General features: G+C 58.9%; 24 protein-coding genes. 12 read left to right on the top strand and 12 right to left on the bottom strand.

Going from position 1 to position 26,290, the window contains the following annotated elements; genetic code table 11:
* Nucleotides 1–475 precede the first annotated feature (475 nt).
* The 3 genes from phnE to Mhypo_RS11705 all read right to left on the bottom strand — a co-directional run bounded on the left by phnE (nucleotide 476) and on the right by Mhypo_RS11705 (nucleotide 3,835).
* Nucleotides 476–2,107: a phosphonate ABC transporter, permease protein PhnE gene (phnE, locus tag Mhypo_RS11715; protein WP_119341474.1), complete on the bottom strand. Its 1,632-nt coding sequence runs from the start codon at nucleotides 2,105–2,107 to the stop codon at nucleotides 476–478.
* Nucleotides 2,104–2,862 (bottom strand): phosphonate ABC transporter ATP-binding protein, encoded by a 759-nt coding sequence (gene phnC / locus Mhypo_RS11710; RefSeq protein WP_119341473.1) that lies wholly within the window; start codon nucleotides 2,860–2,862, stop codon nucleotides 2,104–2,106. The genes phnE and phnC overlap by 4 nt, the downstream gene beginning before the upstream one ends.
* Before the next feature lie 97 nt (nucleotides 2,863–2,959).
* Nucleotides 2,960–3,835, bottom strand: coding sequence for a phosphate/phosphite/phosphonate ABC transporter substrate-binding protein (locus Mhypo_RS11705; protein WP_119341472.1), 876 nt, complete (start codon nucleotides 3,833–3,835; stop codon nucleotides 2,960–2,962).
* A gap of 166 nt (nucleotides 3,836–4,001) precedes the next feature.
* Here Mhypo_RS11705 and Mhypo_RS11700 point away from each other — a divergent pair, with 166 nt between their 5' ends.
* Nucleotides 4,002–4,700 (top strand): HAD family hydrolase, encoded by a 699-nt coding sequence (locus Mhypo_RS11700; RefSeq protein ID WP_240637234.1) that lies wholly within the window; start codon nucleotides 4,002–4,004, stop codon nucleotides 4,698–4,700.
* Here the strand turns inward: Mhypo_RS11700 and Mhypo_RS11695 are convergent.
* A complete protein-coding gene (locus Mhypo_RS11695; protein WP_119341471.1) occupies nucleotides 4,669–5,751 on the bottom strand; it encodes an N-acetylmuramoyl-L-alanine amidase family protein in 1,083 nt (360 codons plus the stop codon). The genes Mhypo_RS11700 and Mhypo_RS11695 overlap by 32 nt on opposite strands.
* A 229-nt stretch (nucleotides 5,752–5,980) precedes the next feature.
* Between Mhypo_RS11695 and Mhypo_RS11690 the strand changes: the two genes are divergently transcribed.
* From Mhypo_RS11690 to Mhypo_RS11670, 5 genes are all read left to right on the top strand, one after another.
* Entirely contained in the window at nucleotides 5,981–6,604 is a 624-nt protein-coding gene (locus Mhypo_RS11690; RefSeq protein ID WP_119341470.1) for a hypothetical protein, read from the top strand.
* A gap of 114 nt (nucleotides 6,605–6,718) precedes the next feature.
* Complete coding sequence (locus tag Mhypo_RS11685; protein ID WP_240637233.1) at nucleotides 6,719–8,305, top strand: hypothetical protein; 1,587 nt, start codon at nucleotides 6,719–6,721, stop codon at nucleotides 8,303–8,305.
* Nucleotides 8,302–9,435 (top strand): LptF/LptG family permease, encoded by a 1,134-nt coding sequence (locus Mhypo_RS11680; protein WP_119341469.1) that lies wholly within the window; start codon nucleotides 8,302–8,304, stop codon nucleotides 9,433–9,435. The genes Mhypo_RS11685 and Mhypo_RS11680 overlap by 4 nt, the downstream gene beginning before the upstream one ends.
* 74 nt (nucleotides 9,436–9,509) lie before the next feature.
* Entirely contained in the window at nucleotides 9,510–10,646 is a 1,137-nt protein-coding gene (locus Mhypo_RS11675) for a DegT/DnrJ/EryC1/StrS family aminotransferase (RefSeq protein WP_119341468.1), read from the top strand.
* A gap of 45 nt (nucleotides 10,647–10,691) precedes the next feature.
* Nucleotides 10,692–12,719, top strand: coding sequence for a M3 family metallopeptidase (locus Mhypo_RS11670; RefSeq protein WP_119341467.1), 2,028 nt, complete (start codon nucleotides 10,692–10,694; stop codon nucleotides 12,717–12,719).
* 2 nt (nucleotides 12,720–12,721) lie between these two features.
* Here the strand turns inward: Mhypo_RS11670 and Mhypo_RS11665 are convergent, their stop codons facing one another.
* From Mhypo_RS11665 to Mhypo_RS11655, 3 genes are all read right to left on the bottom strand, one after another.
* The gene (locus Mhypo_RS11665; protein ID WP_119341466.1) at nucleotides 12,722–13,828 is read right to left on the bottom strand and encodes a type IV pilus twitching motility protein PilT; all 1,107 of its coding nucleotides are present in this window, start codon (nucleotides 13,826–13,828) and stop codon (nucleotides 12,722–12,724) included.
* Nucleotides 13,829–14,105: 277 nt separating this feature from the next.
* Nucleotides 14,106–14,645 carry a hypothetical protein gene (locus tag Mhypo_RS11660; protein ID WP_119341465.1) on the bottom strand — a complete coding sequence of 180 codons (540 nt, stop codon included), beginning with the start codon at nucleotides 14,643–14,645 and terminating at the stop codon, nucleotides 14,106–14,108.
* Nucleotides 14,646–14,869: 224 nt separating this feature from the next.
* On the bottom strand, nucleotides 14,870–15,577 hold the full coding sequence (locus Mhypo_RS11655; RefSeq protein WP_119341476.1) for an NTP transferase domain-containing protein: 708 nt from the start codon (nucleotides 15,575–15,577) through the stop codon (nucleotides 14,870–14,872).
* Nucleotides 15,578–15,645: 68 nt separating this feature from the next.
* On the opposite strand from Mhypo_RS11655, the gene Mhypo_RS11650 reads away from it, so the two are divergent.
* From Mhypo_RS11650 to Mhypo_RS11635, 4 genes are all read left to right on the top strand, one after another.
* Nucleotides 15,646–15,849 (top strand): DUF3248 domain-containing protein, encoded by a 204-nt coding sequence (locus tag Mhypo_RS11650; protein ID WP_119341464.1) that lies wholly within the window; start codon nucleotides 15,646–15,648, stop codon nucleotides 15,847–15,849.
* The gene (locus Mhypo_RS11645; RefSeq protein ID WP_119341463.1) at nucleotides 15,849–16,280 is read left to right on the top strand and encodes a DUF3809 family protein; all 432 of its coding nucleotides are present in this window, start codon (nucleotides 15,849–15,851) and stop codon (nucleotides 16,278–16,280) included. Before Mhypo_RS11650 ends, Mhypo_RS11645 begins: the two co-directional genes overlap by 1 nt.
* An 81-nt stretch (nucleotides 16,281–16,361) precedes the next feature.
* Nucleotides 16,362–17,039 (top strand): metal-dependent hydrolase, encoded by a 678-nt coding sequence (locus Mhypo_RS11640; RefSeq protein WP_119341462.1) that lies wholly within the window; start codon nucleotides 16,362–16,364, stop codon nucleotides 17,037–17,039.
* A 40-nt stretch (nucleotides 17,040–17,079) separates the two neighbouring features.
* A complete protein-coding gene (locus Mhypo_RS11635) occupies nucleotides 17,080–17,940 on the top strand; it encodes a serine/threonine-protein kinase (RefSeq protein ID WP_119341461.1) in 861 nt (286 codons plus the stop codon).
* A 26-nt stretch (nucleotides 17,941–17,966) separates the two neighbouring features.
* Here the strand turns inward: Mhypo_RS11635 and Mhypo_RS11630 are convergent, their stop codons facing one another.
* Nucleotides 17,967–18,764, bottom strand: a complete 798-nt coding sequence (locus tag Mhypo_RS11630) for a hypothetical protein (protein ID WP_147075385.1) — start codon at nucleotides 18,762–18,764, stop codon at nucleotides 17,967–17,969.
* A gap of 298 nt (nucleotides 18,765–19,062) precedes the next feature.
* Between Mhypo_RS11630 and Mhypo_RS11625 the strand changes: the two genes are divergently transcribed.
* The gene (locus tag Mhypo_RS11625; protein WP_119341459.1) at nucleotides 19,063–20,988 is read left to right on the top strand and encodes an AMP-binding protein; all 1,926 of its coding nucleotides are present in this window, start codon (nucleotides 19,063–19,065) and stop codon (nucleotides 20,986–20,988) included.
* Between the two features lie 277 nt (nucleotides 20,989–21,265).
* Here Mhypo_RS11625 and Mhypo_RS18145 read toward each other — a convergent pair whose 3' ends face one another.
* Nucleotides 21,266–21,640 carry a hypothetical protein gene (locus tag Mhypo_RS18145; RefSeq protein WP_170148279.1) on the bottom strand — a complete coding sequence of 125 codons (375 nt, stop codon included), beginning with the start codon at nucleotides 21,638–21,640 and terminating at the stop codon, nucleotides 21,266–21,268.
* An 851-nt stretch (nucleotides 21,641–22,491) separates the two neighbouring features.
* Here Mhypo_RS18145 and Mhypo_RS11615 point away from each other — a divergent pair.
* A complete protein-coding gene (locus Mhypo_RS11615) occupies nucleotides 22,492–24,138 on the top strand; it encodes a dynamin family protein (RefSeq protein ID WP_119341458.1) in 1,647 nt (548 codons plus the stop codon).
* Between the two features lie 34 nt (nucleotides 24,139–24,172).
* Here Mhypo_RS11615 and Mhypo_RS11610 read toward each other — a convergent pair whose 3' ends face one another.
* From Mhypo_RS11610 to Mhypo_RS11605, 3 genes are all read right to left on the bottom strand, one after another.
* Nucleotides 24,173–24,823 carry a CPBP family glutamic-type intramembrane protease gene (locus Mhypo_RS11610; RefSeq protein WP_119341457.1) on the bottom strand — a complete coding sequence of 217 codons (651 nt, stop codon included), beginning with the start codon at nucleotides 24,821–24,823 and terminating at the stop codon, nucleotides 24,173–24,175.
* An 18-nt stretch (nucleotides 24,824–24,841) separates the two neighbouring features.
* Nucleotides 24,842–25,189 carry a hypothetical protein gene (locus Mhypo_RS17940; protein WP_147075380.1) on the bottom strand — a complete coding sequence of 116 codons (348 nt, stop codon included), beginning with the start codon at nucleotides 25,187–25,189 and terminating at the stop codon, nucleotides 24,842–24,844.
* 66 nt (nucleotides 25,190–25,255) lie between these two features.
* A complete protein-coding gene (locus Mhypo_RS11605; protein ID WP_119341456.1) occupies nucleotides 25,256–25,945 on the bottom strand; it encodes a CPBP family glutamic-type intramembrane protease in 690 nt (229 codons plus the stop codon).
* Between the last annotated feature and the right edge of the window lie 345 nt (nucleotides 25,946–26,290).

The raw sequence follows: 26,290 nt of genomic DNA, 5'->3' as shown, positions 1-26,290 counted from the left end.
TGCGCAGCCTGACCTTCTTGTTCATGTGCGGGCTCTGCTCGATGGCCCTCAGCCGCTCATCCTCTTCGCTGCTCAACTCAATGTACCGAAAGTTTCCCATAGTAAAAGTCTATCGTGAGTGTACTTAGAGCACACCCCTCCCGAACGGTCGGCGAAGAAAGCGTCTCCCTTCCAAGGGGCGGTATCGCCCTCCGCTACGCGGATAACTTCCAAGGGGCGGTATCGCCCTCCGCTACGCGGATAACTTCGGCCCTGTTGATTCGTTACCGTTCGGTAACGAATCAACCGAATCTGGTATGAAACCCGAGAAAATCGTCCCTTCGTTCAAGCCATCATTGCCATGAGGTGTCGCTATCCAGATCACTCCAACGGCACGCAGGGTTGACGGCTCACTTCTGGATTGCTTCGTTGGCCTGCTGCTTCCTCGCAATGACCAGGCTTCGCTTACCCAAGGAAAAGATAGAGGGAATCGTGATCAGACCAATCGGCTGCGCAGCCACGAAGAAGCAAAGTCGATGATGTTCACCACAATCACAATCGCAATCACCCCTACAATCATCTGGTCGTACTGCCCCGAGGCCATCTTTTCGTTGATGAAGTAGCCGATGCCCCCGGCCCCCACCAGCCCCAGCACCAGCGAGGAGCGGAAGTTGATCTCGAAGTTGTAGACCGTGTAGGACACAAACAGCGGCAAGACCTGGGGCAAAATGGCCCAGCGCACCACATTCACACCCGAAGCGCCGGTGGACTCGAGGGCCTCCACCGGCCCCTTGTCGGCGTTCTCGATGGCCTCCGAGTATAGCTTGCCCAGTTCGGTGAGGGAGTGGATGGCAATGGCCATCACCCCGGCAAAAGGCCCCAGGCCCACTGCCGCCACCAGAATCAGGGCAATTATCAGGGTAGGAACCCCCCGCAGCACGTTCAAAAAAAGGCGGGTTACATAGAACACCGAGCGCATCAGGGGCGTACCGGAGGTCACATTGCGCGCCGCCAGAAATGAGAGGGGCATAGCAAAGACCGCAGCCAAAAAGGTGCCCACCAGGGCCATCTGCACCGTGACGGCAATCTGGCTAAGGACCTCCTGCAAGGGGTAGCGTTCGGCAGCCGGGTCGGCCAGCAAGGGGGGCCAGGCTTTGTCGGCAAACTGCTGCAAGAAAGGCCAGCCCACCACCAGCTTGTTCAAATCGAACTCGGTGGCATCAAAGGCCGGTATCAGAAAGCTTGCTACCAAGGCAATCAGGATGCCGGCGCGGAAGTCGTCGGGTTCTTGCAGGCTGGCGTTGCGCAGTTGCATGAGCCCTGCCCCCAGCATCAGGCCCGCCAGGAAGAAGGCTGCAAAAGCCCCGTACTGGGTGGTGGCCGGCTGCACCAGGCGGTAGCCTTCGCTCGAGGCCTGCTGGGGAATAGCCCCTTGCAGGTCGGCCAGGCTCTGAATGGGTTTCAGCTCATCCTGGCCCAACTCCTTGCGGATGGCGTTGAGTTCGGGCAGCGCCCGGTTGTAGGCATCGACAATCTGTTGTTCTGCCCCTGGAGGTGTGGGCAACATTAGCTTGTAATAACCCAGGCTCTTGGGCAGGTAGGCCCCGCCCCCCTGGGGCGCATGGAACCACAAAAAGGCCAGCACCCCCGCCACCACCGCCCCTATCAGGATGGGAACCCGCTGCTTTGGGCGGCTGAAGGACAGCAGGGCCACCGAGCCTGCCACCCCCAGGGCCAAGAGCAGCTCAATCAGGCCCTCGACCGGATAGAGTTTAGCGATCTGCACAGGCTGGACGTACCACCAACCGGCGGCAACAAGGGCCGCCGTACCGCCCAGCACCCCGCCCAGCCCTGCCGCTTGCCCACCCCGGCGGGCCAGCACCAGCGCCAGCAGCACCCCCAGGGGAATCATGAGCAACAGCGGGAAAAGGGGAACCAGGGCCAGCAGGGTAGGGTCTATGGTATCGCGGCTCAAAAAGCCCCGGGCCCGGCTAAAGGGGAAGGCTGCAAAGACTACCAACAAAGCCAACCCGGCACCAATTACCCAGCGCCGCATGGAACCCTTGGCCAGGCCGGCCAGCACCGCCAGCAGCATCCCAAAAAAGGTGTAGAGGAGCAACTCGGTCATGCCAGCATCTCCTTGCGTTCGTAGAGGTCGTCCACCACTTCTTCGGAAAGCTGTTCAGGCGAACCATCATAGACCACCCGCCCCCGCTTGAAAGCCACGATGCGTTTGGCGTACTTGAGGGCCAGGTCGAGGGCGTGGATGTTGATCACCACCGTTACGCCGTCCTGCTCGTTGAAGCGCCTGAGGGTGCGCATCACCTCCTCCGAGAGCACCGGATCGAGGTTGGCGGCGGGCTCGTCGGCCAGCATCAGGGTAGGTTGCTGGGCCATGGCCCGGGCAATGGCCACCCGCTGTTGCTGCCCCCCCGAGAGCGAATCGACTCGAGCGTTTTCCTTGGCAGCCAGATCCACGCGCTCCAACTGTTGCCGTGCGATGCGGTAATCGGCCTCGCCATACAGACCCAGCAACCCGCGCCAGGTCGGGAGGTAGCCCAGGCGGCCATGCAGCACGTTGTCCAGGGTGCTCAGGCGGTTGACCAGGTTGAACTGCTGAAAGATAAAGCCCACCGTGCGGCGGTATTTTTGCAGCTCGCGCTTGGGCAACCGGGTAATGTCGGTGCCGTTCACCACCACCGAGCCGGTGGTGGGAATCAGCAGCCCATTCAGGGTGCGCAAGAAGGTGCTCTTGCCTGCCCCCGAGCGCCCGATAACGGCCACAAAATCGCCCTTGGGAATGTCCAGGTTGATATCCATCAGCACCTTCAGCGGCCCCTTGGCGGTGTAGAAGGTCTGGTTGAGGTTTCGGACTTCAATCATGCGTCCCCCCGTCGAGCACTGCTTCTCGGTTCCATGTCATCAAATCATAAGCCCCCAGCCAAAACCGGGGGCAAAAGCGCACAACAGATTAGGCGGTTTACTGACCAGCCACCTTACGGGCCTGGCGCACCACGTCGTAGTCGGAGTCCTGGGCAGGAATCATGTAGTCAATGCGGTAGAGGTTCATCAAGAGGTTGCTCTGGGGGGTACGAATACCTTGCAGGGCCGCAGCAATACCACGGGAGAGGGTGGGATACTTAGCAAAGAACTGCTTGGAAACCGAGAAGGTATCGCCAGGGATGGGCTTGGAGTAGAAGATGGCGGTCAGCTGGGCGGCTTCCTCGGGCTTGAGGAACTGCGTCCAGGCGCCGCTCTTGTTGCGGGTATCGTTGGCGAAGGTGGCGCAAGCATCCACCGATTTGTTCAGCACGGCCAGCACACAAGCATCGTGGCGGCCCGCAAAGGTCTGCTTGGCAAAGAGCTTATCCGGATCGAGACCAGCCCCCACCACCGCCGCACGCGGGAAGACATAGCCCGCCGCCGAGTTCTTATCTACCCAGGCGATGCTCTTGCCATCAAGCCCCTGAAGGTTTTTGATACCGGAGTCCTTGCGAACCACGATGGCGCTCCAATAGAAGGGGCTGGTACCGCGCACGCTCTTAAGAAGCACCTGAGCCCCCACATCCTGGTTGGCAATCACATAGCCGTCGGGTGGAAAAAAGGCGAAGTCCAGGTTGCCGCCGCGCATGGCCTCGATGAGGCCCCGGTACTCGGTGGGGATGAAGATTTCCACCTCGATGGCCCCCTGGAAGCGGCGCTCGAGGTAGTCCGCGATGGCCTGGGCCGCCGGGCGGAGCTGGTCGGAGTTCTGGGTGGGGTTGAACCCGATGCGCACCTTAACCGGATTCTGCGCGAAACCAACCGACAAGCCAAAGGCCAGTATGGCCAGAAGGAGAAGTAAGCTGCGTTTCATACGATGCTTAGCCTACACCAGCTTCTGCCATAATTGAATCAGGTCAAAGTTTTATTTGGCCTGGATTTAGTTTTTGGGCTAATCGGATTTGAAACAATTGTCCTGGAGGTTGTTTGGGTTACTCGAGTTCTCCAGCAAGCCTTGCGAAAGAAGTACAATCGCGCAGATGCAAGCTCTTATCTTCGACTTCGACGGCACCATACTCGACACCGAGAGCACCGAGTTCCAGGCCTGGCAGGAGGTCTACCAGCAACACGGGGCCGAGCTATCCCTGGATTACTGGCTCCCTTTTATTGGCAATAACTCGATTCCCTTCGACCCTGCGGGCCACCTGGAAAAGCTGCTGGGCGAACCGCTGGACAGGGAAGGCATAGAGCACTGGGTTCAGCAACGCAAACAAGCCCTCAATCAGACGCTAGAGCCCCTGCCGGGGGTGCTGGACTACCTCGAGGCTGCCCAAGCTATGGGCTTGAAGCTGGCGGTAGCCAGCAGCTCGAGGCGGTCCTGGGTGGAAGGACACCTCGAGCGGCTGGGGTTGCTGGAATACTTTCAAGTGATTCGCACCAAAGAAGATGTGGCCCTGACCAAGCCCGACCCAGCCCTATTTTTACGGGCTGCCGAAGGGCTCGGGGTGCTGCCTCAAGAGACCCTTGTGCTCGAGGACTCCCTGAACGGGGTGCGAGCGGCCCGGGCAGCAGGGGCCTTTACGGTGGCAGTTCCCAATGCCCTCACCCGGCATCTGGACCTGGGCCAGGCCGACCTGCTGCTTTCCAGCCTGTGCGACCTGGCGCTGTGGGATCTGCTGCGCATCGCGCGGGGCAAGCAACCCAGGTCTACTCCCCGTTATTTAGAAAGCGCAGGATAGCCCGGGACATAGCCGTCGCCAGGGCCTGGCGGTACTCGCTGGTCTGAAGCCGACGGCCTTCCTCGGGGTGGTTGGCAAAACCCACCTCAACCAGAATGGCCGGAATGCGCGCATTGCGAATCACATAGAACGGCGCCTGGCGTACCCCTCGATCCACCGCACCGGTGGCCTGGAGCATGGCCCCCTGAACCAGATGGGCCAGTTGGCGCGAGAACTTAAGGTTGGACTGGGCAATCAGGTCGCGCACCAAACGCTCGCCCACACTCTGGGCCTCGCGGGTCAGGCGGCGGCCCAGCTCACCGCCACCGTTTTCGCGGATCACCTGGGCCAGCAGGCTGGGCTCCAGGGTATGACCAAAGTAGTAGGTTTCGATGCCCTGGGCCACATTGGGGGCGCTATTTACATGAATGGAGATGAACAGGTTGCGCTTGGAGTGGGCCATATCGGCCCGCAGGCCCAGGTCGGTGGCCTTATCGGGGGAAAGGTGGGTATCGCTGCTGCGGGTGAGCACGACCTCGACGCCCTCTTTTTGCAGCAGTTGCCGCAAGCGCAGGGCCAGGTCGAGGGTGACCTCCTTTTCTACAACAAAACCCACCGCGCCGGGGTCCACGCCGCCGTGTCCGGGGTCAATCACCACAATCTTGGGCTGGGTGCGCGGTTTGGGGGGTTCTGGGCGGCTCGAGGCTTGGGGTGGGTTCTGGGTGGGCCGTGCTACCTCCAGCACATCCACCACCAATCGTCGCCGATTTCCATCGTTCAGCACAGAAGTCTTAACCTCTACGTTTGGGCGCAGGCGTACAAACACCGTCACACCGCCCGACCCGGGCACCACCTGATAGGACGCCACCTGGGGCGAGCTCACGTCCACATCGGCGGCCCCCACGCTAATACCGCTAAAGCGCAGGGTCAGGGTGTCGGGTGTTTGTGCAACCTGGTACTGCGCTTTGGCCTCGAGGTCGAAGACTAAGCGGGTGTAGCCTTCGTGCAGGCCCAGCCGGGGAAAGGCGAAAACGGGGGCCAGAATTACGATCAGGAAGGCCAATAAGCGCATCTGTTTGGAGTATAGCCGAAATGGAGAGGCTTTTTTTGAAAATTTGACCCTGGCCTGAGTGGGCTCCTAAACCTCAACCACCAATGAACAGTTTGCTTTTGGCCAGTGTGCGGGCTACTTGCAGCTATCGGACTTTGGTTTTTGGGCTTTGTCGTGGGTTGGTCAGGCCTGGTGGTCGTGTTGATGGTTTGCTCATTCGCTTCATGCCCCAGGCTCTAGGATTGAGGGGATGAAGCGTTGGCTGGTTCTGTTCGTTCTTCTATCGCTGGTGGGATTGGCCTCGAGGTTCGCCGGCTTCGAGGTGAGGCCCCGGGGCAACTCGGAGCTCGATGTGGGCACCGGCGTCTATACTTTGCCGACCGGCGGCACCATCACCGACAACAAGAGCGGGCTGGTGCTGGAAGCCCGCTACATCCAGTACCGCGATGGCGACTTTATCAAGGCCCAGGGAGCCACCCTCAAGGCCAGGGAGGGCGAGTTTGCCGCTGCAAGCCTCGAGTACCTGCAAAAGCCCGACACCGTGCGGATGAACGGGGTGCGCTTTAGCTCCAAAGAGTTCAAGGCCCTCACGGCTCAGCAGGGCTTGCTGCTCAAAGAGGACGTGCTGGTACTCAAGGGTGAGGTGCGCTCGAGCGAGCCCGTGCTCGAGGCCAGTACCCTTGTGGTGGACACCGCCAACAACCAGGCCCTGGTGCTGGGGGTTTTTACGTTCCGCGACGGTGCCACCACCCTGCGCGGCAACCGGCCCGATAGCACCCTGCTGCTGACCTCTGCCAACGGCAAGGTACGGGCCAGCACCCGCGTGCCGGCCGAGGTCTTGAACCGCCTGCGCCCCTACGCCGATAAACTGTAGGGCGTGTGGATGGGGAGAGAAGGGTACAGGGCTCCGGGTGTGGGGCCCACGACAGGTACAGGCGCGGGGGGCCAGGGGGCAGCGAAACCCCCTCTCCCCTGCGCCCTCTCCCCTTTGCTTCTCCTCTTAGCCCTGCTGTTCAGTGGCTTGGCCTGGGCCTCCCCAACCAGTCCAATCCCCTGTGCGGAGCAGCCCTACACCCTCGAGACCCCCGAGGGGCTGGCGGGGGGAGGAAACCTTGAATTTGATGGCGAGGTGGCCCTCTTCAGCGACGGAGCCTGTTTGCAGACCAAAGGTTTGTTGTTGCAAGCCCCCAGCCTGCGCTACGACCAGGCCAGTGGCGAGCTGACCGCTCGGCAAATCGAGGTAGAAACCCCCCGCTACCGCTTCTGGGCGGAAGAGAGCCACATCCAAGACCAGGTCTTGCGGGCCAGCGGGATTCGGGCCACAACCTGCAGGTGTGGCGATGACCTGCGGCTCTTGTCCAAAACCCTGCACTTCGACACCCAGACCGGCGAGGTGGTGCTGGAGGATAGCCAGCTCGAGGTGTATGCATTCGGCCTGGCCCACTTCAGCGAGCTGCGGCTCGATCCCAACCAGCCCCTTGGCGATAACCTGGGGCTCACCCCGGCGGGCGCCGAAGCCCCCCTGGCCCTGCCGGTTCGTTTCGACTTCGACCAGGGCTTGAATGTGGGCCTGAGCGAGTTTCCCCTGCCCGATGCGGGGGGTCGTTCTGGCAAGTTCTCCACCCGGCTGACCCTGCTGGGCCTACGTCTGGGCAGCCCCGACCCCATTCTGCGGCTGGGCCTGGCCGCCCAGGAAAAAAACCGCCGGGCCAGCCTGCAACTCGATAGCAAATCCAGCGGCGTGGCCAGCCGGGGCGAGGTGGTGGATGGCCCTTTATTTTTTGTGCACGATAGCGAAAAAGGGCGCTATGCTTTTGGCCTGAAGCAGGCTTTTGCCCTGGATCGCTTTATCCTCATTCCATACGGCTGGATTGCCCAGGACTGGCGCGACGGAACCCCTGCCACCCAGGAGCAAGGGCTGACGGCCGGTGCTGAGCTGCGCTACAACCTCGAGATGCAGGAGGGGCCCTTTCGCTTCCGTCTCGAGCCTTTCGGGGTGCTGGGTTTCTACAACCAGCCCCAGCAGTATCTGGCCTACGGCGGATACGCCGAAGGCCGCTACGAGGGCGATTTCATCCTGCAGGTGGGCTATACCTGGGCCATCGAGTCCACCCCGGGGCGCTTCTGGCTCGAGCGCCGCGAGGCCACCCAGAAGCTCTCGGGCAGCCTGCGCTACAGAGGACTCGGCCTGGAAGCCGGGCACGACTTCCTCAAGGCCCAGACCGAGGCCAGCCTGCGGATTGGTCTCGTGCAGGACTACGGCGAGGTATGGGCCCAGCTTCACACCTGCTGGAACTGCGTGGGCAAAACCCTGAGCAACGGACGCGACGACTGGGAGCGCCGGGAACTGGTGGTGGGCTTCACGCCGGTTCCGCTCTCGTGTACCTACGACCTCAACCTGACCCCCTTCCTCGGGTATGATTTCCTGCGCCAGGGCGTAAGCCGCTGGGGTTTGGAACTGCGCTACGCCGACTGCTGCTTCATCTGGCGGCTGGGTTACCAGGAAATCCGCCTGGCTCAACATCCCGACGAGGTGGCCAACGGCAAACTTACTTTTGGGCTGGAAATCCGATGACCCACCTGGATCGTTACATTCTGCGCGAGGCCGTGCCCATCTTTTTGTTCGGGCTGGTGTTGTATGTGGGCTTTGGGCTCATCAGCAACGTCTTGCCCAGGGCCCAGTGGATGGGTACCGCCGAACTGACCAGCATCCTCAAATGGCTGGCCTTGCAGGTGCCCTACGCCGCCGTGCAAGCCCTGCCCATCGCTGGATTGTTGGCCGTGATGCTGGCCTTTGGACGGCTGGCGCGGGAAAACGAGCTGATGGTTATGCAGGCCGGTGGCATTTCGGTGCTTCGCACCGCCCGGCTGTTTTTGCTGGGGGGGCTCTTCATGAGTGGGCTTTCGCTTATGCTTTCAGAATGGGTGGTGCCCTGGGCCAACCGGGCTACCGCAGTGGTGTACTGGAACGAGCTGGTTCCAGCGCGCACCCCACAGTTCAACCTGGTGGGGCGGGAGCTTTCGGTGGGCGAGTACACCCTGCGCTACGATGGCTTCGATGCAGCTAAGGACGAGTTGCAGCAGGTGCGCCTCGAGCGCTGGCAGGGCCCGGTCATGACCGTAATTCTGGCTCAGACCGCCCGCTTACAGGGCTCTACGATCGTGTTCCGCGATTACAAGGTCTTCACCCTGGATTTTGCCCAGTTGCCCCTCCCTGACTTCAGCACCCTCGAGCAGGCCGAAGCCGACTTGCGAGGGGTGTTCCGGGCCCAGAACATCGGCCAGCCGGGTGCGGAACTCTCGGTGCGGCTTTCCCGCAGCCGCGAAGACCTGGAAGCCCAGTACGCCGGGGGCGGCTTCGAGACGCCGGTTTCGCTTTCGGAGTGGTGGCGCAAACTCCGGGACCCCCGCACCCCGCCCCGCGAGTTACGCGAAGCCAAAGCCCAGTGGCACTCCACCATTGCCCTGGCCCTGGCCAACCTGATGGTGCTGGTGCTGGCCCTACCGGTAGCGGTGCGGCGGGCCACCAGCCCCGGCACCGCGCTGGCGCTGGCCCTGGTGCTCACCATTGCCTACTACGTAGCCTTTAGCACCGGCAAGGTACTGGCCCTCACGGGCCCCCTGCCCCCCGAAGCCGGGGCCTGGGGCGCGAACCTGCTGGGTCTGGTGGTGGGTTTCTGGCTGGGGAAGGGCATCTATCGCTAAAAACCAGGGGCCACCAGAAGAGCTATCCGCAAAAAGTAACTCCGATGTACTAAGCTAAACGCCAGGTGTTTTGAATGATTCCAATACTGGATCTGAAGCAAGAGTACCAGGAGCTCAAAAGTGAAATTGACGCCGCCATTGAACGGGTTCTTACCTCCGGCGGGTTTGTGGGGGGCCCCGAGGTAGCCGCCCTGGAAAGCGAGCTAGCGGGCTATCTGAAGGTACCCCATGTGGTAACGTGCGGCTCTGGTACAGATGCGCTTTATATTGCCCTTAGGGCCATGGGCATTGGGCCAGGGGACGAGGTCATCACCACCCCATTTACCTTTATTGCTACCCTCGAGGCCATCCAGCATGCCGGGGCCAGGCCCGTTCTGGTAGACATTGACCCCCAGAATTTCAACCTGAACCCCTCGCTTCTCGAAGGTGTCCTCACGCCGCGCACCCGGGCCATCCTGCCGGTACACCTCTATGGGCAGGTCGCACCCATGCAGCAAATCCGGGCTTTTGCGCAAAAACACGGCCTGCGCGTACTGGAAGACGCAGCCCAGGCCATCGGAGCCCGCTACTGTGCCTCTGGCTGCCAGCACCCAGCAGGCCATGCCTGCAACTGCTCCAACCCCCAGGCCGGCACCCTGGGCGATGCCGGGGCCTTTAGCCTTTATCCCAGCAAAAACCTGGGGGCTTATGGCGATGGGGGCTTTATCGCTACCCACAGCGCCTCCATTGCCGAAGAAGCGCGCCTACTGGCCGCCCACGGCTCCAGGGTGCGTTACTACCATGTGCGGCCTGCGGGGTACACCTCGAGGCTCGACGCCTTGCAAGCAGCCATACTGCGGGTGAAACTGCCCTACCTCGAAGCCTGGAACACCCGCCGCCGACAAATCGCCCAGATGTACAACCAGGGACTTCGGGACAAGGTGCTGGTTCCCTGCGAAATGCCCTACGCCCTTCACATCTATCACCAGTACACCGTACGCCACCCCGAGCGCGACCGGCTGGCCGCTTATCTGAAAGACCAGGGCATCGGCAGCAGCGTCCACTACCCGGTTCCGGCGCACCTTCAACCCGCCTACCGCGACCTGGCCCCAGAAGGCGCGCTCCCCGCTGCCGAGGCCGCCGCCCGCGAGGTGCTGAGCCTGCCCATGCACCCCTTCCTGGGGGAGTCCCAGGTAGAAGCGGTGATCCAGGCCGTGCGTACTTACGCCTAAAAGCCGCACATTCTTTATACCCAGTCCCGCTTATACTGGGATGCTATGTCGGAGAACCCTTTGCTGGAGATTCGCTACGATATTCCTTTTAGCCAAATCCGGCCTCAGCACATCGAACCCGCCATCCAAACCCTCCTGGCCCAGGCTGAAGAAGAGTTTCAGGCCATTCTGAGGGTAGAGGGGCCGCGCACCTTCGAGAATACCCTGCTGGCCCTGGACCGGCTGGGCGAGAGACTCGGCTATGCTTTTACACTGGTGGCCCACCTCGAGAGCGTGGTCTCGAGCCCCGAACTACGCGCCGCCTACAACGCCATCATCCCACCCATCACCGCCTTTAGTACGCGGGTACAGCTCTCAACCGAACTCTACCAGGCCCTCAAAGACCTGGCCGCTTCGCCTGCGGCCCAGACCCTGAGCCCCGACTGGGCCCGGTTCTTGAAGCTGCGCCTGGATGAGTTTCGCCGCCAGGGGGCCGACCTTCCAGCAGAAAAGAAGGCCCGCCTCGAGGCCCTCAACACCCGCCTTTCGGAAATCACCACCCAGTTCGAGCAAAACCTCACCGACTCCACCGCCGGCTGGGAACTCTACCTGGACGAAACCCAGGTCGCGGGCCTGCCCCCAAGCGCCCTCGAGGCCGCCCGCCAGAGCGCCCGTTCCAAAGGGCGCGACGGTTACCGCTTTACCCTGCAACAGCCCAGCTTCCTGGCGGTGCAAACCTACCTGGACGACGCCGAAATCCGCAAGCAGGTCTATCTGGCCTACTACACCCGCGCCACCGAGCCGGGGCGCGACAACCGGCCCCTGATAGAAGAAATCCTGGCCCTGCGCCGCGAAAAAGCCGCCCTCCTGGGCTATACCAACTTTGCCGACTACGTGCTGGAAAACCGCATGGCCGGCAAAGCCGAACGAGCCCTGCAATTCGAGCACGACCTAAAAGCAGCTTACGAACCCTACTTCACCAGGGAGTTGGCGGCCCTCGAGGCCTTTCGCCGCGAGCTCGAGGGCCCCCAAGCACCCCCGCTGGAACCCTGGGACATCGCCTACTACGCCGAGAAGCAGCGCAAGGCCCTCTACGACTTCGACGAAGAAGAACTGCGCCCTTATTTTGCCTTGCCGCAGGTACTCGCTGGGCTGTTCGAAATCGTCCGGCGGGTGTTTGGCCTCGAGGTGCACGAGGTTAACGGGGTGGATACCTGGCACCCCGAGGTCAAGACCTACGAGATTTACCGAGACGGAAAGCGCATCTGCCGTTTCTTCACCGACTGGCACCCCCGCGAAAACAAGCGCGGTGGGGCCTGGATGAACTCGCTCATCCGGGGCGTGCGCACCGGCGAGACCACCGAGCCCCACCTGGGCCTGATGTGCGGCAACCTGACGCCCCCGGTAGGCGACCAGCCCGCCCTGCTCACCCACCGCGAGGTCGAAACCGTCTTCCACGAGTTTGGCCATCTGCTGCACCTGGCCCTCTCGAGCGTCGAGGCGCGGAGCCTGGCCGGCACCCAGGTCGCCCGCGACTTTGTAGAGCTGCCCAGCCAGATCATGGAGAACTGGTGCTGGGAGCGCGAAGCCCTCGACCTCTTCGCCCGCCACTACCAGACCGGCGAACCTATCCCCGATGCGCTGTTTGAAAAGATGATGCAGGCCCGCAACTACTGGGCCGCCAACCTGGGCATGCGCCAGTTGGCCTTCGGAATGCTTGACCTCTCTTTACACGTGCACTACAGCCCAAGCGATGGCGACGTGATGCAGTACGCCCGGCAGGTTATGCAACCCTTCATGCCGGCTCCGCTTCCCCAGGACTATGCTTTTGTGGCTGGGTTTGCCCATCTTTTTGGTCATCCGGTGGGCTATGCCGCTGGCTACTACTCCTACAAATGGTCAGAGGTGCTCGATGCCGACGCTTTCTCGCGTTTTAAGTCCGAGGGCATCTTCAGCCGCCAAACCGGCGAGGACTTCATTGCCCACATTCTGAGCAAAGGCAACGCCGTAGACCCCGCCGAGCTCTTTCGCCGCTTCCTGGGGCGCGACCCCGACTCCAAGGCCCTACTGGCCCGCTCGGGGTTGCTGGACTAAATTTACGGCCGACGCGCTCCTACAGCCGAGGACGCAGCGCTGCCCGCGCCCGCCAGACGGGCAAACTCCTTGGGGTCTACCGAGCGCGATTGCCCCATTTCGTAGGTAATCAGCTTGCGCTTGAACAGGTCGGCCAGGTAGGCATCCATGGTAATCATGCCATACTGCCCGCCAGTCTGAATCACGCTAACCAGCTGGTGGCTCTTGCCTTCACGGATGAGCGCCCGTACCGCCGGCGTTGCAATCATGAGTTCGTAGGCTAGAACACGCCCTCCCCCGAAAGCCTTGGGCAGAAGCTGCTGGGTCAGGACGGCCACCAGGTTGTTGGAAAGCTGTACCCGCACCTGCTCCTGCTGAGACTCTGGAAACACATCGATGATACGGTCGATGGTCTCGGGTGCGCTGTTGGTGTGCAAGGTTCCCATGACCAGGTGGCCGGTCTCAGCAGCAGTAATGGCTGCTGAGATGGTTTCATAGTCGCGCATCTCACCTACCAGAATCACGTCCGGGGCCTGGCGCAGCACCGAACGCAGGGCCTTGTCGAAACCATGGGTATCGGAGCCGATTTCACGCTGGTTGATGATAGAGGATTTATGGCGGTGGAAGAACTCGATAGGGTCTTCGATGGTGACAATGTGGCAGCGCTTGCGCTCATTGATGTAGTCGATCATCGAAGCCAGGGTGGTGGACTTCCCCGAGCCCGTAGGCCCAGTCACCAGCACCAGACCCCGTGGGTTCATAGCGATGTCAGCCACATTTTTGGGCAGGCCCAATTCTTCAAAGCTCTTGACGTTGGAAGGCACCACCCGTAACACCCCGCCCACACTACCGCGCTGCAAGAAGATATTGACGCGAAAGCGGCCTTTACCCGGCAGGCTGAAGGAGAAGTCGAGCTCCTTCTCTTCCTCGAAGACCCGTTGCTGCTTTTCGTCCATCAGGGCATAGGTCAGGCGACGGGTTTCCTGTGGGGTCAGGGGCTCGTACTCGGTGGGATGAAACTCACCGTCAATTTTGACCATGGGCGGAAGACCCACCGTAATAACCAGGTCCGAGGCGCTTCGGTCTACAGCCAGGTTGAGCAAATCTACGATATCCGGGGCTTTGGTCATGCGTCTCTCCAGTTACCAACTAGGATACGTCAAGCCAACGGCAAGGTATGTTCATATACCGCTTTGGCTCTCTATCTAGTTATGGGTTTTGGGTTACTTCTAACTCGCAGCCGGTCACATTTTGGAGTTCGAGCGTGATAAGCCGCGTTTTCTTTGGGCCAGTTATTCGACTTTTGCCACTAGAAAAGCTCAAGAATTTGCCGGAACCGTGCTTTTCACCTCGCACGACCGTTATCCAGCCGAGCGGACGTCGGACAGGCAGATCAAGCAAGCAAAGCTATTTTGCTCCCAAGTATTTGAAGTAGCGCTCGCGGGTAATCATGCCATGGACTTTGTCTCCATCAGCCACGAAGACAATCTGGTGCTGGCGGAATATCGAGCTTAGTTCGCTGGCCGCGGTCTCGCCGGAAACCACCGGGGCCTCGTCCCAGGGTACCAGCGAGTCAGCAATGCCAATGACGCCTACCGGATGCCCAGCCTCGAGCAGCACCGCGATGTTGCCCTCAAAGGATTGAAGCGCATTAATGACCGGCACCGGCCTGGCCAGCTTGCGGGCCGAGGTAGGGGCAAAAATTCCGGCTGATAGAAGGGTAGTAGTGGTTACCTTGACCGCTCGCTTGGCGATCCAAAGGCTCAGGGTGAAAACCAGCAGGAAGGAAAGGCCCTCGAGGATGCCAAAAAAGTTGAAACCCTCCCAGCCAAACTGCCCTCGCCCACCCAAAGCCCAGTGTATGAGCCCCGAAACAATCAGCCCTGCAATCAGGGCAGCAAGATAAGCAATCAAACCCGCCAGGCGTAAATCACGAACCGTTCGCATCTGATTTCTAGTCTACACCGCTCTCAGGGAGCTACAGGCCGGCACATCTGGCATCGGTGCTTTCCGGTAGCTGAAAGTTAGGCCGTAAGCCTAACGCTGAAGCCCGAAAGTGCCGCAAGTATCGATGTATAGATAAATGCCCAGGGCAGCACTGAGTGCGTCGCATGAGCCAAGCATATTTCTGGTTTACCACTTCACTTTCTGGGCACCAGACTCAATCGGCGTTACCCCAACCACCGTAAATCCTCTTCCTTGTCTATATCTACCCCCACCTCGGCATAGGGAGTGATGAGCGCCCTGGCCGGAACCCCGATGATCTGCGAGACCCGGGCCTCGAGCCCCTCAATCTCGGCCTGGCCCAGTAGCACCTTTAGAAGGGTTCCCAAGCCGATCATCTGGGCCAGGGCCAGGGGCTTTTTGCGCAGTGCCAGGGCCCGCTTGAGCAAAGGAAGGGCGGTAAAAAAGAGCTTTTTGTCTATAATAACGATGTTGCCCCCCGTAAAAGAGCCCTCGCGCACACGGGCGTAGGTGCGGCGCATGCCGGGAAAGCGTTGCTCGATGGTCGGTCTGGCAATAATGGTATACACAAAACCCGCCTGGGGCGCATGTTCCAGCACCCAGCGCACGGCTTCCACATTCAAAAAGGGCATATCGCCGGTTGCAACCAGCACTTTCTCGCCCTGGGCGGCGTGGAGACCGGCCTCGAGGTTGGCTATCAGGCTGCCCTGGTCGGGCAGGGATACCTTAGGTGGCGGATTCAAGGGGGCCGGAGGGCCCACCAGAATCACCTCCAGCCCAGCCTGCATCAGAGCCTCGAGGGTGTACTCCACCAGCGGACGGCCCCGATGGGGCACCAGGGTTTTACTGGCTACAGCAAACTTTTGGGCCAGGGGGTCTTGGGGGCTGCCCCCGGCCAACACAATCGCTTCCACCCGCACAGTTTACCCTTCGTCACCCCGCTCTCTTTACCCAACCCCCACCACCCGATACGCTATAAGTTATGGACGACCTGCTCGAGCGGCTGGGGAATCATCTGGTCTGGCGCATCGGCAAGGCCGAAGGCGAGGAGGTGCTGGTCGTACGGGTGGGGCTGGCCTCGGCGGCCCCCGAGTTTGGCCACCTGGCCCGCCTGCGAAATGTAACCGACGAGGAAATCGAACAGCTCGCGCAGGCTGGAAAACTGCGGATTGAGTGGGTTAACTGATGGTCCTGGAAAAATCTTTCAGCCTGCGCCTGCCCGAACCCCCCGAACATCTGCTCATGCCCGAGCGGGTGTTCGCCGGCAAGCCCCCTTTTGGCGAGCTGACCCGCCAGGACACCAGCCTGGAAGGCTATCTGGTGGCCGAGGCCCCCCTGTTTGGGGAAATCCATTTTCCCTTCCATAGCCGTATTCATCCGGAGGGCCACGCAGCCCACCTGGAGGCCCTGCCCCTCCCCGATCCGCCGGCCTTCTGGGCCGAGCTCGAGGGCTTTGGTGAGGTGGTTGCAGGGGGGATTGACTACCGGCTTACCCTGCGCATCCATGCCACCTTGCCCCAGGGGGAAAAATGGGGGGGTCGGGCTTTGGGCCGCCTGGCCGAGGCTGCTTTCGAGCGCAATGTGGAGCGGGTCTTGGCGCGGTTGGCGCAGGTCTGAAGCCCGTGTTCTCGCAAAGCCTCGAGAGGGACAACTGAAACCCGCCAGCAGCTTATACTGGTAGCACTTGGAGGTGGAACCGTGGTCGAAGTACGCTATCTGGGACACTCAGCCCTTCTCTTTAGCGACGGCACCACCCGCATTGTGGTGGATCCTTTCCTCACCGGTAACCCCAAGGCGGCCCTGAGTGCTGACCAGGTGGAGGCCGACCTGATTGTGCTGACCCACGCCCACGGCGACCATTACGGCGACAGCGTGGCCCTTAGCCAGCGCACCGGAGCCCCCATTGTCTCCAACTACGAAATCGTGAGCTACGCCGAAAAGCAGGGAGGCAAGGGCGTGGGTATGAATCTGGGCGGCGCCTACAAGTTTAAGGGCGGCTGGCTGAAGTGGTTTCCGGCCTGGCACTCCTCGTCGTTCCCGGACGGAACCTACGGCGGTCTGGCCCAGGGCTTCGTGCTAGAACTGGGTGGCAAGCGAATCTACAACGCCGGCGACACGGCCTTCTTCAGCGATATGGCGCTGGTGGCCCCCCATAGTGTGGATCTGGCCATTCTGCCCATCGGCGACCACTTCACCATGGGACCCGACGATGCCTTGAAGGCCCTCGAGCTGATCCGTGCCAAGCAAGTTTTACCCGTTCACTACAACACCTTCCCTCCCATTGCCCAGGACGGCGCGGCCTTTGTCCAGCGGGCAGGCCTGCTGGGGGTAGGTGGAAAGGCTCTCCAGCCAGGGGAGCACATAACCCTTTCGTAACGCAACATGTGCTGAAATACCGAGCGTACCTGGAAACCGCATGGACTATCGCCGACTGACCCGCCAACACTACAAGCTCGAGATGCTCCTGGGCTTGGGGCGGTCATCACAGGTGTACCTGGCCCACGCCCCCGACGGCACCAAGGTAGCCCTTAAGGTACCCCGCCGCGAAGTGCGCACCGACCGGGCCCTTACCGAGCGCTTTGCCCAGGAAGTGGCGCTGTCGCTGACGCTCAACCACGCCAACCTGGTGCGCGGGCTTTCGGGCCGGCCCGAAGGGGAAGGGGCTTTTTTAGCGCTGGAGTATTTCGAGGAAGGCACCCTCGAGGACAGCCTCAAAAAAGGCCCCCTGAGCCGCGAGGTGGCCCTCGAGTGCCTGAGTCAAATTGCCCAGGCCCTCATCTACCTCCACGATCGGGGCATCATCCATCAGGACGTCAAGCCGTCCAACATCTTCATTGACGGTCTGCTGTTTAAACTGGGCGACTTTGGGGTGGCCAAAACCCGCGAAAACCCCAAGCCCCTGGAGCGGGCCGGAAGCCCCTTCTACATGGCCCCTGAACTCTTCATGGGCGAGCCCGCAACCCCTGCCTCGGACGCCTATTCATTTGGGGTAATGGCTTTCGAGCTGCTGGTAGGCAAACGGCCCTTTGTGGGCGAAACCCTGGAAGAACTCTCTTATGCCCACCTGCATAAGCTACCTCCGCCGACCAACCTCCCCCCTCATCTGGATCGAATCGTGCGCAACCTCCTGACCAAAGACCCTGCCATCCGCGCCACCCCCAAAGCCTTTCTGCAAGTGGTACGCGGCACCCCCCAGGCCGAACCCAACAACAAAACCACCGGGGAGGACAAACCCACCAAAGGCAAAGGGTTGTTCGGCTTGTTTCGCAAGCGATAAATTCAGGGCTTTATCGCCAAATAGTCTTAAAACAAGCACTTGTAAAAAACCATCCCGGCCTGCTTGATCTTAATCGAGGCAATATAGGCCTCGATTTCGTTTTGTTGATAGTCCTCGAGGGTGGGTACATAAAAGATGGGCTGGGCCCGAATCTGCTGACAATGTTTCATTTCATGGGCCAGATGCGCTTCAAAAAGCACCATCCCCGCTCCTTCACCGAACCTTACCCGATAAGCACCCCGCACCACGTCCAGGTTCGTCTCGTTCAGGAGCCCTCCACGGTTGACCAGCAACACATGATTGCCATCCTGGTCATAACCCCAGACTGTGGCGTTGGCATGGGTCTCCATCATGACCATGACCTGGCTGCCCCCAAGCTCGCACTCTGCCCCAAAAAGTTCTTTGGTGTCACCCACATTCCGGGAAAAATCGAATTGAGCAATTCCACCAGCGTTGAATATCCGAATAGCCAGGCTCTCCACAGCTCTGGCATAGCTCAACCAATCCAGGTCTGCTTCCTTGGCAAAATGCAACACCTCCATCTGCCTGTACGCATGCAGAACAATCTGCTCTTGCCGGACGGCTTCGGCAAGCACTTTGCAGTCATCGCCGCTCTCCAGGGCCCAACTTTGCAGCAAAAACTGCCAGCTATGCAGCCTGGTGGGGAACCAACTGGGGCCAGAATATTCTAACTCCTCCCCCTGAACTACAGGGTTGGCCTCGCCTGTAGAGTCAGACGTTGGAACCCGCCTCCATGCCCAAAAACCCAACGCCAGAACCACGCACAGGAGTCCCACCCAGTACCAACGTAGCGGCAGTTTCATACAAACCACCTTCTACAAGAACACTCAAGGATTGCTACTTTTATTTTCTCACCTATAGGCTCAACAAATGTCCCCTCAAGTAGCTTCCAAATCACCGCATCCGGCTCGGTATAGTTTGGGTACTATGCCCATGACCGTGCAGATTGGCTCCAGGGCTTGATATTCTGGCAGCTCACATCCCTTCTCGCAAACTGGCTTTTGTGATTGGAACAAGCTCTCAGAACCGCCCTGCATACCCTACTTATGCCGTTTCTAGCCTTCTACAGATAAACTGTAGGCAAGCAAAGTGAGGCTAGCCATGAGCGAACCCATCTGGTTTCCATCTGACAATTACAAACACGGCAGTCACATCGAAGCCATGCTGCGAAACCTGAACCTGGATAGCTACGAAGCGCTCTACGCCTTCAGTATCCAGCAGCCGGAGGCTTTCTGGGAAGCCACCTTACAGCTTCTGGGCATCGAGTGGTTTGTCCCCTACCGTCAAGTGTTGGATGTTTCCCAGGGGCCGCAGTGGCCCCAGTGGTTTGTGGGAGGCCAGCTCAACCTGGCCTACAACACCCTCCACCATGCCAGAACCCGACCCCACGACCCGGCTCTCGTTTGGGAAGGGGAAGACGGCGCTGTTGTGAGGTTGAGTTATGGCGAGCTCGAGGCCGCCGTAGCCCAGGCTGCCCATGCCCTAAAAGAAATGGGCATCGGTAAAGGAGACCGGGTGGGCCTCTTTCTGCCCATGCTCCCCGAGACGGCCATCAGTGCCCTGGCCGTGGCCCAGATCGGCGCGATTTTTGTACCCATCTTCTCGGGCTATGCCGCCGAGGCTGCCGCCACCCGGCTTCAGGATGCCGAAGCCAGGCTGATTATCACCGCCGATGGCTTCTACCGTCGGGGGAGCCGGGTCAAGCTGCTGGACAACGCCCGCGCTGCTGCCGCCCTTTCGCCCAGCGTGGAAAAGCTCCTGGTAGTACGCCGTTTTGGAAACGAAGAGCTAGCGCCCAACGAGGTGGCCTGGGATCAAATCGTTCCACAACAACCCTCGAGGGCCGCGTATGAACCCATGGGCAGCATGGATCCCTTCATGCTGATCTATACCTCCGGTACCACCGGCAAACCCAAGGGTACCGTGCATTACCATGTCGGTTTTCCCATCAAGGCCGCCCAGGACATGGCCCATCTCTTCGACCTGCAAAAGCACGAGACTCTGTTCTGGTTTACCGATATGGGCTGGATGATGGGCCCCTGGGCCATCCTGGGAGCCCTGACCATTGGGGGTACGGTGCTGCTGTACGAAGGGGCCCCCGATTATCCCGATGCCGGCCGACTGTGGGCCATCTGCCAGCGCCATGGGGTTACGCACCTGGGCCTCTCCCCCACCCTGGTACGCGCCCTCATGCCCCTGGGTGACGAACACGTTCTCAAACACAATTTGTCCAGGCTGCGGATGCTGGGCTCCACCGGCGAACCCTGGAACCTGGAGCCCTACCTCTGGTTCTTCAAAACCGTTGGCCAGCGTCGCATCCCCATCATCAACTACTCCGGCGGCACCGAAATTGGCGGGGGCATCCTGGGCTGCACAGCCTGGCGGCCCATCAAGCCCATGGGGTTCAATACCGCCGTGCCGGGAATTCATGCTGAAGTCCTGGACAGTACGGGCCAGCCTGTGCGGGACGAGGTAGGCGAGCTGGTCGTCATGGCACCTTGGCCCGGGCAGACCAAAGGTTTCTGGAAGGCCCCCGAGCGCTACCTGGACACCTACTGGAATCGCTTCGAGAATATCTGGGTACACGGTGACTGGGCCATCCTGGATCTGGAAGGCCACTGGATAATTCAAGGCCGCAGTGACGACACCCTCAAAATTGCCGGCAAAAGGGTCGGCCCTGCCGAATACGAGAGTGCTGCCGTTGAGCACCCGGCGGTTAAGGAAGCTGCCGCCATTGGCATTCCCCATCCGGTTAAGGGCGAGTCTGCGGTGGTGTTTGTGGTGTTGCGTTCCGGACAAACGCCGCATAGCGATTTGGCACAAGCCATCAGCGAAACCATTGCCAATCGCCTGGGCAAAGCCCTCAAGCCGGACAAAATTCTTTTCGTTCCCGACTTACCCAAAACCCGCAACGCCAAGGTGATGCGACGGGTGATCCGAGCCGCTTATTTGGGGCAAAATCCGGGCGACTTATCGGCCCTCGAGAACCCTCAAGCAGTGGAAGCCATTCAAAAATCCTCCAGCTAATGCAGGATCGCCTCAAGGACGTAAATCGCGGTCTACCCATCATCCTGGGCAAGACGGCAAGGAAACGTCCTTCTAAAAGCACCTGTGCAAACTGCACCCTACTTGAGTTGTTCAAATACCTCGCTACCTGTCTAACACCACGGCCAAAAGTGCATTACCCATATATGTGCTGAATTTTAGACACAGTGAATAAAAGCGCTGATCTTCGGTTGAAGAGTTCTCGAGGTCAAAAAAATAACCGACTCCTGTGCGGAGTCGGTTACAAAAATTTAGCAACTTACTTCTTGGCAGCCGCCTTCTTGGGAGCAGCCTTTTTCGCAGCGGCAGGCTTGGCAGCGGCTTTTTTAGGAGCAGCCTTGGCGGTGGGTTTCGCAGCGGCCTTGGCAGCAGGCTTAGCAGCGGCAGGCTTGGCAGCAGCTTTTTTAGGAGCAGCCTTGGCGGCGGGTTTCGCAGCGGCCTTGGCAGCAGGCTTAGCGGCGGCTTTCGCAGCAGGCTTCTTGGCTGCAGGCTTAGCAGCAGCTTTCTTGGGAGCAGCCTTTTTCGCAGCAGGTTTTGCAGCAGACTTAGCGGCAGGCTTCTTGGCTGCAGGCTTGGCGGCCGCTTTCTTGGCAGCGGGCTTCTTGGCAGGTGCAGGTTTTGGTTGTTCAGTCATGTAGATTCCTCCTTGAATTTAGAGTGGAGCCATCCCAGCAGAGACCCTCGAATCATGCGCCATCCAGCGGATGATTCGCCCATTGCACATACCCAGGATTTAGGCATTGTGCGAAATGTGGACGAGCGTTGCTGTTAGATTGTTTCTCCACTGAAAATTACTATACTACATGTTGTGTAATTTTCGCATGTCAAGCACAACCTCTGGGTGAATTTTCAATTCATCCGATAGACATCGAAAAGTCGCTTTTTGCCTTTCGCATCGCATTTTTTTGATGTTGAAATTTTCCTCGAGAATATCTTAATCAATTGCGCCGACATCTAGTGAATTGGGTTGTCGATATTTGGGGATGCTCGAGGCTCCACAGTTACGAATCACTACTAGTGCACGGATAACTTGTTTTGCGACATGTTTTGAAGCACGTTGATTGCCCATAATTGCTATGTGCGGCTCATTTAGAGGGATCGTAGTGCATACCGATTTCCTGGTTACCTGACCACTAGTCCCGTATCTATCGAGATAAAATGCATCTCGAAATTTTCACCGCCATTTCACCTCAATCAAGCGAATGTACAGGGAGGATCGCAAAACAAAGTCGTCTATGCAGACTGTTGCCATGCAAAAAGCCTCGAGCATAGTTGGCTTGAACCTGCACCACGCAACCCGGGTCGAAATCATCAGTGTCGAAATTTCGTGTCTAAATCGTACAATTTCGCACGACAATTGCGCGAGTTCATGGGTGCTGTCATTGCTGCATAGAAGTTACTCTCCGCAACCTGATCTGCTGACATGAGCCCAGGAGAGTGCAATGACATGAGGCGTTTACAAAACCCTACGATAGAATACTGAGCATGTTGGATTCCAAAACATTGGCCCTGGCCCAGGATGTGCGTGCATTGCTGGCCAGAGGGCTGGATGCATTGGCTCGAGTGGGAATCGAAACCGAACCCCTCAAGCAAGCCTTGTTAGATCTGGAGGGCCCTTTCTTGTTGGTAGTTGCCGGCGAGTTCAATAGCGGCAAATCGTCGTTGCTCAACGCCCTCCTGGGGGGCGATTTTTTGAAGGAGGGGGTCACGCCCACCACCGACCGCATCAACCTGATTGGCTATGGCCCCGAACCCAAACTCGAGCCGCAGTCCCCCGAACTGGTGCTCATTCAATTGCCGCACCCGCTTCTCAAGGATGTGCGGCTGGTCGATACCCCCGGCACCAACGCCATCCTGCAGCACCATCAGGTTTTGACAGAGAAATTTCTCCCCCGCGCCGACCTGATTTTGTTCGTTACCAGCGCCGACCGTCCCTTCACCCAGTCCGAGGCCGACTTTCTCAATTTCATTCGGTCCTGGGGCAAGAAAGTGGTGCTTGTCATCAACAAGATAGACCTGCTTACCGAGGCCGAGTTGCAGCAGGTGCTCGAGTTCGTGCAAAAAGGCGCCGATCAGACCCTCGGACACATCCCTCCCATCTTTTCGGTATCGGCACGGCGGGCACGGCAAGGCAGCACGGCGCAAAGCCATATTCCTGAGCTCGAGACCCACATCCGGCAGGTGCTTACTCGCGAGGCCGCCCTCCTCAAGCTGGGCTCGCCCTTAGGGGTGTTGGCGCGGCTCTGCGAGGAAGCCAGACCTGCCCTGGAAAATAAGCTCAAAGAAGCCGAGAAGCAGCTTGCTACCTGCCGCGAGCTGGATAATCTGCTCAGGCGACATGAAGAACGTACCCGTCGCGACTTTAGCGGACAGGTTGCGTTGGCGCTGCAAGCCATTGACGAGGTGCGCACCCGGGGTGAACGCTGGCTGGACGAAAAAGTGCGTTTCTCCAAATTTCTCGAGCTATTGCAATCCAGCAAGCTCAAGCAAAGTTTTATTGACGATGTGGTCAAAGGGGCCAACCAGGATATAGAGCGCCGGGTACTCGAGGCCATGAACTGGCTGGCCAAGCGCGATCGCGAACTGCTCGAAGATGCCCTCTCGCTACTCCGGGAAGCGCCTGGCCTGCGGCAAACCGAGCAGGTCGGCCCAGAAGAGCGCACCATTGCAGGCAACCTGGAAGAAGCCCTGCGCTCCTTCGATGCCGAGGCCGAGGCCATTCAGTTGCGCGACTTCATCCAGGAGAGCCTGCGCGGCACCGCCCTGGCCGAAGTGGGGGTGATGGGGCTGGGTCTGACCATCCTGCTGGTAGCCCAAAAAATTGCCTTCGATATTTTGGGCATTTTCGCCACAGTGTTTGGCGCTATTTTGGCTACCTCCATCCTGCCCCGCCGCAAAGAGACTGCCAAAGCCCGCCTGCGCGAACGGTTGGCAGAGTTACGCAGCACCCTCGAGCAGGCCTTGAGCGAGACTCTGGATACCGAGATGCAGCGCACCCGTGAACGCTTCAACGGTCTTTACCGCACCCCCTGCACCCGACTGGAGAACAGCCGCGACACCACCCTGGCCCAACTGCAACAAACGGAGCAATTAAGAACGGAAGCTCTCGAGCTGCGCCGTCGGCTGGGCTGATATCGTAAAATCCAAGACGGGGTATTCGGACTGGTTATCTGGAGTGGTGTTTCAGGTAGGGTAATGAAATGTAGACCAAGAGCCCAATGGTGCCAAAGAAGGTCAAATAATTCACAGCAGGGTCTGGGGTGAGTAACACCAGACGAAAAGTATTCACGCAAAAGTGAACCGCTATGGCCCAAATCAAACCCACCCGTACCAGAATGGCTAACGAGGCCATGCCAAACGCCAGCCCTGCCAGCGGAAAAAGAATCGCGTAAAGGGGAGTATGCATCATTCGCTCCACATCGTTGTCAAGATGGAAAACTCCAAAAGCTACAGAGTTTGCAAGCACACCCCAACCCAACGAGCCCCTGAACATATCGAATACACCGGCCCGCGCGACTTCCTCCACCGATGCCCAGAAAAGCAGTCGTCCGGAGAATTCAACAGCTATGAAATTAATGCCAGAGGTCACTGGTTGCTCCATGATGCCCAAAAAAGCTAAGGATGTACCGCTAAGAATCCACACCCCCACCATGAAGAAAATATCTCGCCCACGAGGGATAGCCCATATCCGATACCCTGGCTTCAGATCATCTCGATAGTATTTGACAATCCAGCTAACAGCTAGACCACAAATGAGATACAACCACCACAGCAGTAGGGCTATGGTGGCAATGCTCTCAGCAATTCCACGCTCCATGTTTCAAAGTTTGAAATATCAGTCCCAGATTCCGGCTCGACCTGGAGAAGAGTCGGCGCGTGTGGTAAACATTTCTCTACCGTTTCCGTACAGGCTGGCAATTCCACTCAAACGCTCAGAGTCGTTCACCGGTGAAGCATTAAGATTGGATTCTCCAGACCGCATGAACCTTTCCGTCATCTGACGGAGGTCTTCGTTGTTGGCTCCTCCACCAAAGGACGTTGGTGTGGAACGATAGCCATAACCCCCACCTGTGCCGCCACAACCCACATCGTAGACCAGCACATAAGAGGACCCGGACCCAACACAAAAGTCACCGCCCACCGTTTCCCGAAGCTCTTTTTCCGACAGCTCCCGCAGTTTCATGCATACCTCCTAATGCATTCTGATTCCCCTTAGTGCCTTTCCCCTTTTAGAGGTTAGCAGCAGCTTTCAATAGGGCATGGTTTGAGTCTCTTGGGCCTCTTGTTTCGCTTTTTTGAAACCCGCCACGCCAATAGCAATCAATACCGATACGCTAAAGAAAAAAAGTAGGTAGTTTACGGCCAGGTTATCTGTGACCAATACCAAGCGAGCTGTATTAACTATAAAGTGCACCAATATCGCCCAGATGAGCCCGTAGCGCACAGCTACGAAGGTCAAGGCAAGTCCGAATGCAAAAGTTGCCAGCGGCAAAAAGAATACTATTTGTGGATAACTGGCAATTTCTGTGCTTTTATAAGCCAAATGGGCAAAGCCAAAGCAGATCGCGTTGAGCCAGAGTCCAACGAGGGGGGTCGTGGCAAAGATTTGGTAGAAACCCGCCCTTCTTAGCTCTTCCAGGGAAGCGCTGAACAGTACTCCAAGGCTGAACGGCTGAACCATAAACTTGGCTACGGTGACCTCCGGTAGGCTGTGTTCAACCAGCCTTTTTGCAAGAAATAATGCCAACCCACCCAAAAACCATGTTCCAAACAGTGTAAAAAATTCAGGAAGGCTTGGCCGCTTGAACAATCGAAAAATCAATTTTTCATCCCGTAGTAGAAAACGGTAAATCCAGAAGTACACCAATCCAATCAGCACGTAAAGCCAGCCCAGCAGCTCCGCAATCTGGGCGATTCGACCCGCCAACCCCACATCCATATGCCCTTACAATGGTGGGCCCGCGCCTATTGCACGGGCCCAACCGCTTATCTAAAGCCATCTTGGCCTGTCGAAGGCGCAGTCCAGGTACTGTAACGATCCTCTACAAACAGAGTAAATAGCTCTGGGTCATCCCGCCTGGCGTTGTATCGGGGTTCGCCAGATTCGCCGCCAGGAGAATTAAACACGCCTACGCCTGGATAACCATAATCGTTAAGAGTCATATAAAAAATTCGGTTGAGCAAAGGAAGGGGCTTCTAAACTGGATTTGTGAATAACCCAGAGAAGCCCAAAGATAGTGTAGCTTGCCAGAACTGCGGAAGTGTGAAAGTCGAATGTGGCGGC

This window comes from Meiothermus hypogaeus, from assembly GCF_003574035.1.
Taxonomy (GTDB): Bacteria; Deinococcota; Deinococci; order Deinococcales; family Thermaceae; genus Meiothermus; species Meiothermus hypogaeus.
Note: the sequence above shows the minus strand (reverse complement) of the source record. Positions and strands in the feature narration are given on the sequence as shown.

Coding starts and splice junctions, on each gene's coding strand:
- phnE (WP_119341474.1), bottom strand. CDS start 2,107: ATGACCGAGTTGCTCCTCTACACCTTTTTTGGGATGCTGCTGGCGGTG.
- phnC (WP_119341473.1), bottom strand. CDS start 2,862: ATGATTGAAGTCCGAAACCTCAACCAGACCTTCTACACCGCCAAGGGG.
- Mhypo_RS11705 (WP_119341472.1), bottom strand. CDS start 3,835: ATGAAACGCAGCTTACTTCTCCTTCTGGCCATACTGGCCTTTGGCTTG.
- Mhypo_RS11700 (WP_240637234.1), top strand. CDS start 4,002: ATGCAAGCTCTTATCTTCGACTTCGACGGCACCATACTCGACACCGAG.
- Mhypo_RS11695 (WP_119341471.1), bottom strand. CDS start 5,751: ATGCGCTTATTGGCCTTCCTGATCGTAATTCTGGCCCCCGTTTTCGCC.
- Mhypo_RS11690 (WP_119341470.1), top strand. CDS start 5,981: ATGAAGCGTTGGCTGGTTCTGTTCGTTCTTCTATCGCTGGTGGGATTG.
- Mhypo_RS11680 (WP_119341469.1), top strand. CDS start 8,302: ATGACCCACCTGGATCGTTACATTCTGCGCGAGGCCGTGCCCATCTTT.
- Mhypo_RS11675 (WP_119341468.1), top strand. CDS start 9,510: ATGATTCCAATACTGGATCTGAAGCAAGAGTACCAGGAGCTCAAAAGT.
- Mhypo_RS11670 (WP_119341467.1), top strand. CDS start 10,692: ATGTCGGAGAACCCTTTGCTGGAGATTCGCTACGATATTCCTTTTAGC.
- Mhypo_RS11665 (WP_119341466.1), bottom strand. CDS start 13,828: ATGACCAAAGCCCCGGATATCGTAGATTTGCTCAACCTGGCTGTAGAC.
- Mhypo_RS11660 (WP_119341465.1), bottom strand. CDS start 14,645: ATGCGAACGGTTCGTGATTTACGCCTGGCGGGTTTGATTGCTTATCTT.
- Mhypo_RS11650 (WP_119341464.1), top strand. CDS start 15,646: ATGGACGACCTGCTCGAGCGGCTGGGGAATCATCTGGTCTGGCGCATC.
- Mhypo_RS11645 (WP_119341463.1), top strand. CDS start 15,849: ATGGTCCTGGAAAAATCTTTCAGCCTGCGCCTGCCCGAACCCCCCGAA.
- Mhypo_RS11635 (WP_119341461.1), top strand. CDS start 17,080: ATGGACTATCGCCGACTGACCCGCCAACACTACAAGCTCGAGATGCTC.
- Mhypo_RS11630 (WP_147075385.1), bottom strand. CDS start 18,764: ATGAAACTGCCGCTACGTTGGTACTGGGTGGGACTCCTGTGCGTGGTT.
- Mhypo_RS11625 (WP_119341459.1), top strand. CDS start 19,063: ATGAGCGAACCCATCTGGTTTCCATCTGACAATTACAAACACGGCAGT.
- Mhypo_RS18145 (WP_170148279.1), bottom strand. CDS start 21,640: ATGACTGAACAACCAAAACCTGCACCTGCCAAGAAGCCCGCTGCCAAG.
- Mhypo_RS11615 (WP_119341458.1), top strand. CDS start 22,492: ATGTTGGATTCCAAAACATTGGCCCTGGCCCAGGATGTGCGTGCATTG.
- Mhypo_RS11610 (WP_119341457.1), bottom strand. CDS start 24,823: ATGGAGCGTGGAATTGCTGAGAGCATTGCCACCATAGCCCTACTGCTG.
- Mhypo_RS17940 (WP_147075380.1), bottom strand. CDS start 25,189: ATGAAACTGCGGGAGCTGTCGGAAAAAGAGCTTCGGGAAACGGTGGGC.
- Mhypo_RS11605 (WP_119341456.1), bottom strand. CDS start 25,945: ATGGATGTGGGGTTGGCGGGTCGAATCGCCCAGATTGCGGAGCTGCTG.